Below are 14,242 nucleotides of genomic sequence, written 5' to 3'. Positions count from 1 at the left end.
TAAATGATACCTTAATTGGTTTTGAGTATTCTCAATTATAGGGTGCATGAAGAAGCATGTAAAAAGAACATCTTTGCGAAACGATGGCTGGGCTTCGTATTGGCACCAACGAATCATTCGTGAAATGGACTTAACTTCAGATGAAGCGATTGAATTCGCAAAGTTGAATGCTGGAGTTGTTCAGCCATCGCGTACACAAATTAATCCGTATTACTTAGGGTTGAAAATCTTTGAAGACATCGAAGAGCGATATGATAATCCAACACCTGAGATGATTGAGCGGGGAGTAAAGCCTGGTTCAGGAAGAGAGAAGATGTTTGAGGTTCGTGAAGTCGAGTCTGATATTTCCTTTATCCGTAATTACTTAACAAAAGATTTGGTCATGCGTGAGGATATGTATTTGTTCCAGAAACAAGGCCGTGATTATAAAATTGTTGATAAAGGCTGGGAGCAGGTGCGTGATCAGTTAGTGAGTATGAGAGTGAACGGTGGATTCCCATATATCACTGTTAATGATGGGGATTACATGAAGACAGGTGAACTTTATTTAAAACACTGGTATGAGGACATTGAGCTTGATTTGAAGTATCTTGAGAAAGTGTTGCCATATCTTCATCAGCTTTGGGGAAGACCTGTTCATATGGAATCAGTGATTGAGAATAAGGGTGTTGTGTTTACGTATGATGGGAAGAGTGTGACACGGAAATATATGTAGGAATGAAAAGGCTGCTGAGGGATCAGTAGTAAGTAGAACAAATCATATGGTAGCGGGTGGAGGTCTTGATGAAGACCCATATATTACTTTTCATAAAATTAACGAATTGGAAATTCAACCTGCGTTACCACTCGACGAACAAAACAGACTATACGAAATGGATGACAGACAAATTATAAAACACTATGGTTTACGTGCTTTCGGGAACGAAGTACCTGAAAGGATAGCTATTAAATACACATATCTATTTATCCCTTATTCATTAGAAGTAGATGTTTCAGAGTAAAAGAAGATGCTCCATTAAAGGGGGGCTCTAACGGGAGTAAGAAATACAGTCGTTCCATATAGGAATGGCTGTTTTTTATACCTCACGAATAAAATAGACGGTAATACTATTTGGATTTTGGCAAGCATTGAGGAGCATTTGGTATATCTGCTCTTTTTCAGCTAACTTCTTACTTTTCTGAAGGAAGCTGAACCAGTAAAGGTATTTTCCATATACTCTCCTTGGAACCTGTCCATCCATTCTATTGAAGGAAGTGTTATCCTAAATAAACTGGTACCTCTATCATCAGTAATCTTTACATAATCCAGATAAATTACGGAGAAAATATCCTTGTTCCAACTCTAATTTAGAAATGAAATAATTGCTAAATATCATTTATGTGAAGGAATAGGTGTGTAGGAAGTGAATGAAAAACAAGAAGAGTTACTTCATAAGATAAGAGCTACAGCCGAGGAACTTTCAAGGTTGCATATAGATTATTGGAAAGAATATTCAAGCTTTGATGATGTTAAATTTTGGGTAGTAGTTTTTATGTTAATCGTGCCATTAGTGATTTTATTATTTAATATCGAAAGGAAATATGCATTACTTTTAGGATTTTATGGACTAAATTATCATATATGGTTTGCATACACAAATTCGGCAGGAATTAGAATGGGTTTATGGGATTATCCTTATGAGATACTACCTGTTCTTCCAAGTTTTGCTTTAGATGCATCTTTTGTGCCGATTGCATATATGCTTTTATACCAATGGGTACTAAAAAACAATAAGAACTTCTATTTATATTCAACAATACTCTCTGCATTTTTTGCTTTTATTCTTAAGCCAATACTAGTAATGCATGAATTATTTAGAATGTTTAAAGGAATAAATTATTTTTATTTATTTTTTTTCTATGTTCTATTTTTTGTAATATCAAGGGGAATTACAAATTTATTTCTAAAGTTACAAGATAATAAATAATGTAGCGTTGAGCCAAAATATACTGCATATTATGCAATCGAAAACAGGAGAACTTTATCTTAAGCATTGGTATGAAGATAAGATATTGAATTAGATTTGAAGTATCTTGAAAAAGTATTACCATATTTGCATCAACTTTGGGAAGACCTGTTCATATGGAATCGGTGATTGAGAATAAAAGTGTAGTGTTTACGTATGATGGGAAGAGTGTGACATGGAAATATGTTTAATGATGGGGAGCTGCTGAGGGATCAGTGGCTTTTTTTTATTAATGAATCTGATTATGTGAAATGTTACACTTAAACTAACGGATCAGGAATGTTGAATAAGAAATATTGAAAATAGGGGGAGTAAATTTATGAAAAGAACCATAATTGGTGGAATTATAATGTTAGGTGGATTATTAACCACATTAACAATTATTTTATCTGGAACTATATATGCAACCCATATTACAGCATGGTCTGGTTGTCCATGAATTACAAGCAAAAATATCTACACAGAAAAATAAAAAACCAATCTATTATTTATATAAACCTATTCTTGCATCAGGTTTAGCAATTCTGTTATCAGTCATCCTTTCTTTATCTCTAATTTCGAATTATCAATCCGAGAATGTAGAGAAACCAGATGAAAATACATTTTCAATTTTGGAGCACTCCAATGTAGAATTGAAAATGAAAATTGAGTATGGAGAAGGAGAAAATCAAATTGGATTTACTTCACATGGAGGTGAGGGAGCTATTGGTTCGAGTGCAACAAGCTTTGATGTAAAAGACGGGACTTTTTATATCTTAGATAACGTTAATGACAAGGTTTTGATTACAGGTAATGGTAAACAAAGAACCATTCCTATCAATGATGCTTGGGATTTAACTGACATTATAATTACGGAAAATAATGAAATATATGTATTAGATTCAGAATCAAGACTTGTTTACCAATATTCCCAATCAGGAGAACTAGTGGATACACATAATGTTTCCGATGCTATTAAAATCCCAACTGGATTAGGTTTCCCTGAAGGGCACGGGGTAACTGTTAACCAGAATAATACAGTGTTGATTAGTTTAAAGACTGGTGTTCGAATCAAGGAGGAAAATCAACCTCATAAAGCGTTAAGAGTTAATGACAACGAAGGGAAAATTCGCTTAGTGAATGAAAAAACCGAGAATGAGATAACAATCCCGTTTGAACACTCCTTTGGTGGAATTACAATTCACTCTGTTACTAATAATCAAATAGTGTTTACAAAGGGAGAGATTGCCACTAATGAAGGACCAATAAAAGGAGAATTTCATGTGTATATCATAAATAAAAAGGGAGAGACTCAAGGTGCAGTCCGGATTCCAGATAAAAAAACGGTTATGGCTCCATATCATCCTATAAAAACGAGAGAGGAAAAGATTTACTTTCTTTCTCCTGAAGCTGAATATCTGGGAATTTATGAACTTAAAGCAGGAAAAACATTTGAAAAACTTTTAGAGCAGCAAATCGAAGAGGAATAACTAAAATGATTATATAGACACTCTTCAAGTAAAGGTGAAGGTAGCGATTCTTCAATACGGAAAGGCTCTAATACAATGATTAGGGCCTTATTATTTTAATTAATAGGCAGAATATTTTAACAACTGAAGTGCGGTAAATGGTAGAATGAATTTAATAATAGCTATGCACATGGGGGAATTATGAAAAGATTAGTAATTATGACTGTAGGTAAAACACATAGTGGAAAAACTACATTCGCTAGAACATTAGAGCAAGAGTTAAATAACTCTTTTGTAATGGATCAAGATAACCACGCTGAATTCATAAATAATTTTTATGATAAATTGCAACCAAAAAAAGGACCTAATACTTTTAAACACTCTCTTTCTCGTTTCATTGTTGATTACGCAATAGAGAATACTGATTTACATATTATTGTTTGTAATTCAAATAGAAGCAGAAAAAGTCGAATCAATTTACTAGAAGAGTTGTTTACTAAAAATCAGTTTGTGAGCATTCTTGTTAATTTTGATATTCCTGATGACATTCTTAAAGAGAGAGTTACTGATAGTAAACGTAGTACAAATATATTTAGGGGTGCTTACTCTAATTTTGAGGAAGTGCTCTTGAGGCAACAAGCTGAATCTCAATTAGAAGATGTTGCGGATCCTGAAGAAGGAGAAGCAGACCATTTATTTATAATTAAAGATAGCAAGGAAGTTGATTATGTAATTAAAGAAATTATCCATATTTCTAAAAGTTTATGATTATCTATCACTCTAATATTAAGCTAACTACTACAAACTAATTGATTGATTAGAAACCAGTCTCGAAAGGGAGTAAGGAATGGAATATTATAAGTATCTTAGACAATTTGTTGGGCATAGGCCAATTATTTTACCAGGTTCAGTTGTTATCATTTTAAATGAACATAATGAAGTATTATTACAAAAAAGGAACGATGGAAATTGGGGATTGCCAGGTGGTTTAATGGATTTAGGAGAAAGTTTAGAGGAAGTAGCAAAAAGAGAAGTATTTGAAGAAACAGGATTAATAGTCGAAAACTTAAAGTTACTTAATGTATTCTCTGGCTCTGAATATTACCTTAAAGTTCCTAATGGTGACGAATTATATTCTGTAACAGCTGTTTATTTTACTAAAGATGTAAGTGGAGATATGCAGATTGATTATAACGAGTCGGAAGAATTGCAGTATTTCCCAACAAGTGATTTGCCAGATGAATTAACAGATGAGTATAGAGGTTTTATTGAACAATACATAAATTGTGAGAAAATGTACTTAAAGTAACGGGAGCTTATCTTCAATGACAGAAATGAAAGGGAGGGGAAATATGTACTGGTTAACATACGCAGTATTACCTGTGATCATTATTGTAATACTTAACTTATTATTATGTAGGTTTACTCGCAAGCTAAAATATTTATTTTCTATATTCCCTGTTATCATTACGCTATATTTCTTCGTAGTTTTTTTAGACAGTCCACATAGTATGGAAGGTGTTTATGAATTTATCTGGGGAGCAACTTCTTTTGGTGTTGGAGTTATTAGTTTCCTTTTAACCAAAGTATCAAGAAAAGTCTTATTCAATTAACAGCTAGCAAGTGTTCAATAAGAGCAGTTGCTTTCTTGTGCTATCGAGTTTAGTGGATAAGGATTTAAATGGAACTTTTATATTAAAAAAACGTCAAATTTAATAGATGGAGGATTAATGACATATAGAAAGTATTTCATCATAGGATTATTTTCAGTGTTATTGTTAGCACTTGTAGGTTGTTCAAATAAATCTGAAAATGCAAAAGAATTTCATCCAGAAAACACAAAAGTGTTAGGGAGTGTTCAGGTATTTAACGCTGAAAACATTTACGGAGAACTTCAAGAAGAAGATTGGTTTAAAAAGCACAAGAAAAAAATTGTACGTTTAAGAGAGTTTGAGAATCATGAAATTATCCAAGGGAATAAAAGAATTATTGCTTATTCTTTAGGTCAAGAAGCAGGAGAAAGGAAAAATACTGAAATTGTTATTGAAACAAATGACAACACCATTTATTTGAATGTAACCGACATAGTAAAAGACGTTCCTCAGGAGTCGCCATTCCCAACAGATATTTTATTTATTGAAATGGATCATACAAAACATAAAATAAAGATTTCGTATAACAAAAAAGATGCATAATTTTTCACCATAGGTTAAACAGTATAATGGTTTTGTGAAGAGATGCACTTAAACTATCGGGGGCGAATGCTTAACAAGAGTATTCGCTTCTTTCGTTAATGGAAGCAGGTTTCTTTAAGAAGGTGTGAAACTTTCTTAGGAAGAAATCGTAATTAACTATGAAGGGGGAGACGATGAAAAAAATAATAATTGGTATTGTAGTTGTAGGAGTAATGGTGGTATCTGCTTTTCTCTATTTAGAGAACAGTAAAAAGAATAATTCATATTTAACGCCAGAAGAAGCATTAAGTAATGTTAAAGATCCTAAACTTGAAGTATTGGAAATTATTGATACTAAGCTCTATGATGATGTTGCATATGTTTTTTACTATTCAGAAGTAGGTCAAACTCCTAAGACCTACTTAGCGGTAGGAAAGATAAATAAGAATAACTATGGTTGGCATTTTGACGAAATAATTGGTGTCGGTAATCTTGATGAAAATAATGTTGAAATGTCTTCGGGCAAAGATGATTACATTGTAGGGCTTGTCTCAAAAGAAGTAGATAAAGTGATGCTTGGAAGTAAAGAGGCTAACTTGATAACAATAGATAAGGAAGGTATTAAGTCATTTTTATTTCACGGTTTAGAACCTGATTTAACGGAACGAACCAATTACGAGTATTTTGATAAAGAAGGAAACGAATTACCTTATTGAAGTGTGCGAAAATTGAAAAGAGCAACACCTTTCTACTGTGTTGCTCCAAAAGATAATCAATTTATAAGAAGTGTTGCTTGAAGGCGGTAGGCTTTTAATGTATGAGAAGAGAATCCTTCGATACTTTTATCAGATTGATACTTTTCCCATGATTTCGATAATAACAATTTCAATTCCTCCTCAATATAAAACATATTTTTAAAGGAATTATTGACCATTTTATAAATGAAAACTTGGTTGAAGTAACGGGCAGGTTTGTGAAAATAGTGAATAGTCGTTTTGGTTATGAAATATTTAATTAGAATAAATCGTAAGGTGGATATTTAGTTTATGTAAGGAATTAACTTAACAATATAAGGTTGCGATAAGGGGAAGGTGCTATTTTATGAATAAGGATGATTGTGTAGATGGAGGTATTTATGAGAAAAATAAGCCTTATTGCTATTATTCTTTTATTTTCAATTGTTGGTTGTAGTCAACAGCCTGACATTGACATTAGTTCAATCATAGGGAAGTCTGAAGATTACTTTAGACAATTAGAGGAAATAGAAACAACAGCATCAGCATTTGATGGTAAAAGAGATGTTAAGTTTAGACTTATGGTTGAAGGACCCCTAACAGAAGAGGAAGCAACTATCTTGTTTAATGAAATACTGGATAGATTTAAGGAATACTCCTCTAATCATCAAGAAATATGGGATTATTACAATGGTTATTTTGATATAAAGAATTACGACGATGGTGTAATTTACGAAGCTACCAAAGTTATAGATGAAGAATTAAAGGTAGTATCTAAGTAAACAAAAATAACTTGTTCGAGTTGATTAAAGGGCTGCATTAAAAAGGTTTAGGTTGAAAATTTTGTGAATAAATACACTTAAACAAACGCTTATTTCACTATTGAATCAGTAATGTACAATAAGCAAGTCGGAAATACGTAGTAGACCCCTTACTATTCAGTAGAAAAAGATATTCTAAAAAGGTGAAAATCGTTAAATACATTTCTTTAAAAGGTAAACACTACTACATCCTTATGTCTGCGATAACCACTCAAACCCCGTTGAGTGTGTTGCGTTGATTAGAGCGAATTTAGAAGGTTTTATGTCCCCTCACAGGAGGATTAGGATTTTATGTAAAAAGAAAGGGATATTCTTACTGGGACAAAGATTGAGGAATTTATATCTCATGAAATGAGCGTATTAGCGATACGTTAGTGGGCCTGACCTTTTTTCAATTCTTTCTGTGAGTTTTAATCCTAAAGCTGGCGGACCAGCTTTTTTTCGGAGACCTGGTGCATTTTGAAAACAAATGGAAGGAGCTTCCTTTCAGTCACACATGACCAAGGACAACTCCTTTTGCTTCTATTGATATTATTGACAATTCCCAAGAAGAATTATGCCTTCTAAGACAGGAGTACCTGAAGTGCCGGCCAACGAATTAGTAGGGCGTACTAACACACGCGAGTTTGGCGTAACGGTTGCAGCGCTAGGAAGTTCTATTCGTGATGACCAAGTAGGTGGGTCTTCGGGAGTAGCAAATAACTGGTTTCTAAAGTTTCCCGTCCCGGGAATAATAAGTTCACCTGTATACTTGTCAAAAGCACCGAAAAATTGAGGTTGCGGTAAGGTTACCATAATGCTTACAGCCTGACCTCCTCTTGGACCAAAATTCACATAAGCTACGCCGCCTGTACCGAATGGTGTCCTCCCTCGGGGCTGTAAAGACGTACAGCACGGGTAAGGGATTAAACCTGGAACGCAGAGAATGTCTCCGGGGAATAATACATTAGGATCTGGAATATGGGGATTGTTGACTGCAAGTGCTTCTATTCTTACTCTAAACATCTGCGCAATGGTATAAAACGTGTCTCCTGGTTTTACGGTATACCGACCCAAAAACCCCTGTGGACAGTTTCCTGGTATTCTTGCTCGCTGTCTATTCATAATACTGCCTCCCATTGTAGAAACCTTATTATATGGTATGTGGTAACGTTTAAAATGGGTATGATTTTTTGAAATCTTGAATTAATTATCATCAAAACAGTATTTTTTCGTAACCATTTTAAAGCAACTCTGACAAAGGTTACGTTTTGTCCGTTTAGTTTGAGCCCAATAGTCGCTACGCAACCCTTACCAATAAAATTAACAGATTCATTTTACTGCGGCGTACAAAAAACTGTTCACTCGAACTGTATTTCACCTAAATGTATGGTTGCTTTAGTTAAGACCTTAGCAGAACGAAGGCTGGGCCAGCTATTGGCACCAACGAATCATCCGTGAAATGGACTTAACTTCAGATGAAGCGATTGAATTCGCAAAGTTGAATGCTGGAGTTGTACAGCCGTCACGTACACAAATTAATCCGTATTACTTAGGGCTGAAGATATTTGAAGATATCGAAGAGCGATATGATAATCCAACAACTGAGATGATTGAGCGGGGTGTAAAGCCTGGTTCAGGAAGAGAGAAGATGTTTGAGGTAAGAGAAGTGGAGTCTGATATTTCATTTATCCGTAATTACTTAACAAAAGATTTGGTCATGCGTGAGGATATGTATTTGTTCCAGAAACAAGGTCGTGATTATAAGATTGTTGATAAAGGCTGGGAACAGGTGCGTGATCAACTGGTGAGTATGAGGGTGAATGGTGGCTTCCCTTACATCACTGTAAATGATGGGGATTACATGAAAACCGGTGAACTTTATTTAAAACACTGGTATGAGGACATTGAGCTTGATTTGAAATATCTTGAGAAGGTGTTGCCATATCTATATCAACTATGGGGAAGACCTGTTCATATGGAATCGGTGATTGAGAATAAGGGTGTTGTGTTTACGTATGATGGGAAGAGTGTGACGCGGAAATATGTTTAAGAATAAAAGGCTGCTGAGGGATCAGTGGCTTTTTTATTAATGAATTTGATTATGTGAAATGTTCCATTTAAAGGGTTAGGTTACTTTAAGAGAGACATTTGATTTAAGTAAACAGATGTGTGATTTTCAATCAATAATCCCCATCCTATATTTAGTAATAAGGAATGGGGATTACAAAAGGTTGATAATGAATTTCCTAATAACCAAACCGAATATTACGCCAGGAATAACAAACAAGATAGGGAGCCAAACTGGACCAATTAACACCCCAAATAAGGTGAATTTTTGGGATAAGATCAATCCAATGGTCACGAAGTAAGCAGCAAATACAAAGGGTAGAAAAGAGTATTTGTCTATTTCCTCCACCTGCATCTTTAAAAGCATCCCAAATCGCAAAAAAATACAAACAGGGATAAAACATTAGCCAGCCATAATCCGTTTGATCAATTGCTTTTTGAATATTACCTTGAAACTTAAAATAATCACTTCGTTAAAGTTCGCTTGAACGTTAACCAAGAACTCTAATATCAGCATAACAGTCCCTTTATAATATTTACCGTTTAAAAACTGCCCAAATCCAGGTAAAGCAACAGACCATAATAGTTTTTCAATCGGATTTTTATCCACTCATGTATCACTGCTTCTTTTTGTTTTTTGCAATTTCAATATTATTTATGGATGAAGGCGGCTTTTCCATCCAGTTATGTTCAATCAAAATATTAGCTCCATCTTCTGCATATTGAACAGCTTCCATCAAAATACGCGTAAATTTTAAACCTAAATCGCGTCTTGAAACCGTTCCTAATGCTACACCATAATATCCAAGTGACATTCCAGATAACACATTGATACCTGAAACATCATTAGCTTGTCCGAGGGGCTGTTGTTGATTTGAGCACTTCGGAATCCATAGTAAATGCTTTAATTCGGATCTAGTGTTGACAAATTTATTAGGTTCGTATATCTTATAAATAATTTAATATTCGATAGATGTTTATTTTTAACTTCTTAATATCATTTGGGCTTTAGCATTCTATTAATATTTTTGTATTGATTGGATGAAAAAGCTTCTATAAATGTAAGAATAAAAGAGTAACGTAAATCGGTATATTTCATAATCTAGTAGTTTAGATTAGAGATATACCGATTTTTTTTTAGAAGGGGATCATAATTTATTTTTGATTTTAAAAAAGGTAGTTCTTCAAAAAACTTCATTGAAGTTAGTTTAAGAAAACCGACAATTTCCAGCATTCAATGATATTCATTTGTCATTGAAGTTTTGAAGTTGTCGTTTTTTTATTGGGGTAATCCTTTTGTGAAAAAGGGTTTTCACAATAAATAGATTCAAATATTATAAATAAGGAGACAAAAAAAGATGGAGTTTTTATTTGATTTTTTGATGCGCCTTGTTGCGCAGTTTCAATCCCCGACACTTGGATTTCTCATTGGCGGCATGGTGCTTGCGGCCCTTGGCAGCAATTTAAAAATACCGAATGCGATTTACCAATTTATTGTGTTCATGCTTTTGATGAAAATCGGGATCCAGGGCGGTATCGAAATTCGTGGGGCCGATCTGAGCGCCATGTTACTGCCTGCCGTTTCAGCTGTGATTATTGGTGTAGTAATCGTACTAATAGGAAGCTTTGTCTTTTCTCTCTTGCCAGGTATTAAACGAGAAGATGGTATTGCAACTGCCGGACTATTTGGTGCGGTGAGTGCCTCGACACTGGCGGCGGCTATGGTTTTACTGGAAGAAGAGGCAATTTATTTTGAAGCCTGGGTTCCGGCGCTTTATCCGTTTATGGACATTCCAGCTCTCATTTTAGCCATTGTTCTAGCTAATATTCATCTCAAAAAACAAAATGGAGGCAAGGATAGTAAAGTTGATGTTTGGGGAATCGTCAAAGAAAGTTTGCGTGGCTCTGCTTTATCAGCGCTTATACTTGGCCTTGCCCTTGGCTTGCTTACTAAATCGGAAGGTGTACTGGAAAGTTTTTATGAGCCGCTCTTCCGCGGGTTTTTATCCGTGTTGATGTTGGTCATGGGAATGGAAGCCTTTGCTCGTATAAATGAGCTACGAAGAGTGGCGCACTTGTATGCGGTCTATGCTTTTATCGCGCCTATTATACATGGATTAATAGCTTTTGGCTTGGGATATATTGCTCATGTGACTGTGGGTTTTAGTCCTGGTGGTGTAATCCTGCTATCTGTGATCGCGGCTTCAAGCTCTGACATATCTGGTCCGCCAACCTTGAGAGGAGGCATTCCTTCCGCCAATCCATCAACTTATATTGGTTCCTCAACCAGCGTGGGAACGCCCGTTGCAATAGCAGTTTGCATCCCACTCTTTATCTCGCTGGCGCAGGTGGTCTTTAATCTATAGGAAAGGAGAAGAATAGTTATGACTCTTCATAAGGCAGAAAAAGTGGTGATTATTACAGAGAAATTGATTTTAAAAGGCGTGTGCCAGATTATCGAGGCTTACGGTGGGACCGGTTATACCATTGTCGCGGCAGGGGGTAAAGGCAGCCGCAATGTGCGTTCGACCTCAGATCGAGCTGCGGTGGTTGATGATTTTGCGAATGTTAAAATTGAAGTCATTGTGAAATCCAAAACAATAGCCGAAACCATCATGAATCAGGTTGCAAAGAAATATTTCGAAAACTACTCAGGCATAACCTATGTCGAGGATGTCGAAATCCTCCGCCCTAAGAAGTTTTATAATGATTAAAGTTACAATGCCCAAGGTGCAAGTGGACGGTTCTCGTGCTTAAATGATTTACTGTGTAGTACAACGAAACTGTGCATTCAAACTGTAAAAGGATTGTACCTAAAGGTATGGTTGCTTTAGTTAAGAACCATAGCAGAACGAAGGCTGGGCATCGTAATGGCACCAACGAATCATTCGTGAGATGGATTTAACGTCAGATGAAGCGATTGAATTTGCGAAGCTGTATGCAGGAGTTGTTCAGCCGTCACGGACACAAATTAATCCGTATTACTTTTTAGAGTGAACTTCACCAAAACTAATACCCAGGATTGTTGATTTTACAGCATTCTTGGGTTTTTCTTTTTATAGTTTTGGGGCTGAAATACCACTTTTCCGACAGCCCTATTTTTTTGGGAATAGAAGAAATTGTCCCTTCTGCTTTGCTTTGGAACCGTTTTCCTAAACACTTTTAGTACCTTCTTTTACTGAAGTCTGTGGGATCTCAGTTCTCCAGATAAAATAACCTATAATCAGAGATGGAATGGTTATAAGTAATCCAGATAGCATAGCAATTTGTTGTGGTAACAAGGAACTGAGCAATATACCTGCCACAATCATCGTTGTTCCAAGAATGACGTTTACAGCAGTGTAGATGATTGAAAATAATCGCCCTAAATATTCTTCGGGTATATATTCCATGACAAGTGTACCGATAAAGGCATTTCCAACTGTTACACCTGCCAAAGCAATAACGAGCATCAATCCTCCGATAAAAATGTTTGGTGAAACACTAAAAAAGATATACGCAACTCCCTCTAACAGAAATCCGATTGCAATCGCAGGTACGGTCCATTTCGATAGAAACTCAGAAATATAGCCACCAAGTATTTGGCCGATTCCAAAGCATGCATATAAAATACCAACACCAATATTATCTAATTGATAGACTTCAAATGCAAAAACACTTGGGATTAGATTAATAATTCCCCCTCCAATGGCCCATATAACATAATAAATGAAAACTAGTTTTATCAATCTTGAATCCTTAATGATGGGTATAAGCACCCGGAACTGCTTAAACGACATTTTATCTTTCTCCTCAGTGCTGGTTGCTCTAGGAAACTTGACCGTCATCATAATAAATGCTGAGATGACCAGTGTTAAAGCATTTAAAACAAAGGCGAGATTGAAATCAAAGGCAGCTGTGACAAACCCACCTAGCATTGAACCGATCACCATCACAATCCCAAAGGCTACTGAATGAAGGGAATTTGCCTTCAATAGATTTTCTTTTTTTACTAACGTTGAAATAGATGCAGAACGGGTTGGTAACTGAATGGCTGTTGCAGACATTAACACAAAGGTAGATACATATATAATCCAAATGTGATCAACAGTTGAAACGAAAAATAAAGACATAGCAGCAAGAGCCTGGATCAAATCGCAAATGACCAATATTTTTTTCGTGAAAATCTATCAGCTAGTACCACCAAGTGGACCAAAAAGAAGGTGTGGCAAAACTCTAAGTGCCATCGTAAACCCTAATGCCAATCCCGCATTTGTAAGCTGCAAAAGCAAGCTAAACACAGCGATACTATGGAACCAATCACCAATTCCACTAATAAATACAGAGCTTAAAAAGCGTGCATATTTCTTTTCTTCTTTTAAAACGGAGAGATTATTTTTCATTATCTTAAGGTCCTCTCTTTTGTTATAAATAGTACAAGTCTAATGTCATTATACTAAAAAGATGATCTGTATAAAGAATGAAATTACTCTATTATTAGCTTTTGTGTTTTGGATTGATTATGAACTGAATGGCACAAAAATTAGAAGAAGCAGGAGAAAATGAAAGGGAGTATATACTATAAGGTTGTGAACAGCAGGAACCGGGAGCCATAACTTCAACCCTTACCTGAAGAAGTAAGTCTTCATATTTTTTAATTCGTAGTAGACTTAAAACTATGAACTAAACGGTGAATTTTAAAGAACAAATCCTTAATACAGGAGGAAGTATTTATGAAAATAAATTGCATGTTATGTAGAAAAGAATATGACATCAATTCGAAAGATACTTAGTATAAAAGATTAAAAGAAGGGAAAACAAAATGATATATTTGTGAAATATGTAATGAAGAGATACAACAAGAATCGATAAACACCATAGGAATTAATCCTCAACAACTTGATAAATATTTAAGCTAATCACTTTGTTTATTTATAACGAAGGTATAGGATTAGAAAATTATCTAATGAATGATACCTTAACTTGGTTTTCAGTATTTCTAAATTATGGGATGCGTGAATGAATATGTAA

15 protein-coding genes and 6 pseudogenes are annotated in these 14,242 nt (G+C 35.1%); 16 read left to right on the top strand and 5 right to left on the bottom strand.

Annotated elements, in window-relative coordinates; genetic code table 11:
• Positions 1 to 67: 67 nt before the first annotated feature.
• Positions 68 to 715 (top strand): annotated as a pseudogene (locus BK579_RS22015) (SpoVR family protein); the annotation flags it as partial.
• Between the two features lie 46 nt (positions 716 to 761).
• Complete coding sequence (locus BK579_RS22010) at positions 762 to 1,001, top strand: hypothetical protein (protein ID WP_078549249.1); 240 nt, start codon at positions 762 to 764, stop codon at positions 999 to 1,001.
• A 75-nt stretch (positions 1,002 to 1,076) separates the two neighbouring features.
• Here the strand turns inward: BK579_RS22010 and BK579_RS25345 are convergent.
• Positions 1,077 to 1,240 (bottom strand): annotated as a pseudogene (locus tag BK579_RS25345) (IS1595 family transposase); the annotation flags it as partial.
• Between the two features lie 163 nt (positions 1,241 to 1,403).
• On the opposite strand from BK579_RS25345, the gene BK579_RS22005 reads away from it, so the two are divergent.
• From BK579_RS22005 to BK579_RS21950, 11 genes and pseudogenes are all read left to right on the top strand, one after another.
• Positions 1,404 to 1,967, top strand: coding sequence for a CBO0543 family protein (locus tag BK579_RS22005; RefSeq protein ID WP_078549247.1), 564 nt, complete (start codon positions 1,404 to 1,406; stop codon positions 1,965 to 1,967).
• 40 nt (positions 1,968 to 2,007) lie between these two features.
• Positions 2,008 to 2,197, top strand: a pseudogene (locus tag BK579_RS22000) (stage V sporulation protein R); the annotation flags it as partial.
• A 210-nt stretch (positions 2,198 to 2,407) separates the two neighbouring features.
• On the top strand, positions 2,408 to 3,475 hold the full coding sequence (locus tag BK579_RS21995) for an NHL repeat-containing protein (protein ID WP_078549245.1): 1,068 nt from the start codon (positions 2,408 to 2,410) through the stop codon (positions 3,473 to 3,475).
• A 180-nt stretch (positions 3,476 to 3,655) separates the two neighbouring features.
• Positions 3,656 to 4,222, top strand: a complete 567-nt coding sequence (locus BK579_RS21990) for an AAA family ATPase (RefSeq protein WP_078549243.1) — start codon at positions 3,656 to 3,658, stop codon at positions 4,220 to 4,222.
• 79 nt (positions 4,223 to 4,301) lie between these two features.
• Positions 4,302 to 4,763, top strand: coding sequence for an NUDIX hydrolase (locus tag BK579_RS21985; RefSeq protein WP_078549241.1), 462 nt, complete (start codon positions 4,302 to 4,304; stop codon positions 4,761 to 4,763).
• Positions 4,764 to 4,806: 43 nt separating this feature from the next.
• Positions 4,807 to 5,067: a hypothetical protein gene (locus tag BK579_RS21980; protein WP_078549239.1), complete on the top strand. Its 261-nt coding sequence runs from the start codon at positions 4,807 to 4,809 to the stop codon at positions 5,065 to 5,067.
• 117 nt (positions 5,068 to 5,184) lie between these two features.
• Positions 5,185 to 5,649: a hypothetical protein gene (locus BK579_RS21975; RefSeq protein WP_078549237.1), complete on the top strand. Its 465-nt coding sequence runs from the start codon at positions 5,185 to 5,187 to the stop codon at positions 5,647 to 5,649.
• 173 nt (positions 5,650 to 5,822) lie between these two features.
• Complete coding sequence (locus BK579_RS21970; RefSeq protein WP_078549235.1) at positions 5,823 to 6,344, top strand: hypothetical protein; 522 nt, start codon at positions 5,823 to 5,825, stop codon at positions 6,342 to 6,344.
• Positions 6,345 to 6,763: 419 nt separating this feature from the next.
• The gene (locus BK579_RS21960; protein WP_078549233.1) at positions 6,764 to 7,144 is read left to right on the top strand and encodes an IolE/MocC family protein; all 381 of its coding nucleotides are present in this window, start codon (positions 6,764 to 6,766) and stop codon (positions 7,142 to 7,144) included.
• Between the two features lie 622 nt (positions 7,145 to 7,766).
• Entirely contained in the window at positions 7,767 to 7,958 is a 192-nt protein-coding gene (locus BK579_RS26565) for a hypothetical protein (RefSeq protein WP_235848511.1), read from the top strand.
• A gap of 621 nt (positions 7,959 to 8,579) precedes the next feature.
• Positions 8,580 to 9,215: pseudogene (locus tag BK579_RS21950) on the top strand (SpoVR family protein); the annotation flags it as partial.
• A gap of 171 nt (positions 9,216 to 9,386) precedes the next feature.
• Here the strand turns inward: BK579_RS21950 and BK579_RS21945 are convergent.
• Together BK579_RS21945 and BK579_RS21940 are read right to left on the bottom strand one after the other, a co-directional pair.
• Positions 9,387 to 9,842, bottom strand: a pseudogene (locus tag BK579_RS21945) (hypothetical protein).
• 7 nt (positions 9,843 to 9,849) lie between these two features.
• Positions 9,850 to 10,059, bottom strand: coding sequence for a DUF3231 family protein (locus BK579_RS21940; protein ID WP_268876534.1), 210 nt, complete (start codon positions 10,057 to 10,059; stop codon positions 9,850 to 9,852).
• A gap of 531 nt (positions 10,060 to 10,590) precedes the next feature.
• Between BK579_RS21940 and BK579_RS21935 the strand changes: the two genes are divergently transcribed.
• From BK579_RS21935 to BK579_RS21925, 3 genes and pseudogenes are all read left to right on the top strand, one after another.
• Positions 10,591 to 11,598 (top strand): sodium-dependent bicarbonate transport family permease, encoded by a 1,008-nt coding sequence (locus BK579_RS21935; RefSeq protein ID WP_078549227.1) that lies wholly within the window; start codon positions 10,591 to 10,593, stop codon positions 11,596 to 11,598.
• An 18-nt stretch (positions 11,599 to 11,616) separates the two neighbouring features.
• A complete protein-coding gene (locus tag BK579_RS21930; protein WP_078549225.1) occupies positions 11,617 to 11,946 on the top strand; it encodes a P-II family nitrogen regulator in 330 nt (109 codons plus the stop codon).
• A 136-nt stretch (positions 11,947 to 12,082) separates the two neighbouring features.
• Positions 12,083 to 12,217 (top strand): annotated as a pseudogene (locus BK579_RS21925) (SpoVR family protein); the annotation flags it as partial.
• Between the two features lie 167 nt (positions 12,218 to 12,384).
• On the opposite strand, the gene BK579_RS21920 reads toward BK579_RS21925, so the two are convergent.
• On the bottom strand, positions 12,385 to 13,380 hold the full coding sequence (locus BK579_RS21920; RefSeq protein ID WP_078549223.1) for an MFS transporter: 996 nt from the start codon (positions 13,378 to 13,380) through the stop codon (positions 12,385 to 12,387).
• A gap of 21 nt (positions 13,381 to 13,401) precedes the next feature.
• Entirely contained in the window at positions 13,402 to 13,614 is a 213-nt protein-coding gene (locus tag BK579_RS21915; protein WP_078549221.1) for a hypothetical protein, read from the bottom strand.
• Positions 13,615 to 14,242 lie beyond the last annotated feature (628 nt).

The organism is Litchfieldia alkalitelluris, from assembly GCF_002019645.1.
Taxonomy (GTDB): Bacteria; Bacillota; Bacilli; order Bacillales; family Bacillaceae_L; genus Litchfieldia; species Litchfieldia alkalitelluris.
This window is presented reverse-complemented; position numbering and strand designations above follow the sequence as displayed.

Bases quoted from the DNA above. Each gene is read 5' to 3' on its own strand.
- BK579_RS22010 (WP_078549249.1), top strand. From the start codon at position 762: ATGGTAGCGGGTGGAGGTCTTGATGAAGACCCATATATTACTTTTCAT.
- BK579_RS21995 (WP_078549245.1), top strand. From the start codon at position 2,408: ATGCAACCCATATTACAGCATGGTCTGGTTGTCCATGAATTACAAGCA.
- BK579_RS21990 (WP_078549243.1), top strand. From the start codon at position 3,656: ATGAAAAGATTAGTAATTATGACTGTAGGTAAAACACATAGTGGAAAA.
- BK579_RS21985 (WP_078549241.1), top strand. From the start codon at position 4,302: ATGGAATATTATAAGTATCTTAGACAATTTGTTGGGCATAGGCCAATT.
- BK579_RS21980 (WP_078549239.1), top strand. From the start codon at position 4,807: ATGTACTGGTTAACATACGCAGTATTACCTGTGATCATTATTGTAATA.
- BK579_RS21975 (WP_078549237.1), top strand. From the start codon at position 5,185: ATGACATATAGAAAGTATTTCATCATAGGATTATTTTCAGTGTTATTG.
- BK579_RS21970 (WP_078549235.1), top strand. From the start codon at position 5,823: ATGAAAAAAATAATAATTGGTATTGTAGTTGTAGGAGTAATGGTGGTA.
- BK579_RS21960 (WP_078549233.1), top strand. From the start codon at position 6,764: ATGAGAAAAATAAGCCTTATTGCTATTATTCTTTTATTTTCAATTGTT.
- BK579_RS21935 (WP_078549227.1), top strand. From the start codon at position 10,591: ATGGAGTTTTTATTTGATTTTTTGATGCGCCTTGTTGCGCAGTTTCAA.
- BK579_RS21930 (WP_078549225.1), top strand. From the start codon at position 11,617: ATGACTCTTCATAAGGCAGAAAAAGTGGTGATTATTACAGAGAAATTG.
- BK579_RS21915 (WP_078549221.1), bottom strand. From the start codon at position 13,614: ATGAAAAATAATCTCTCCGTTTTAAAAGAAGAAAAGAAATATGCACGC.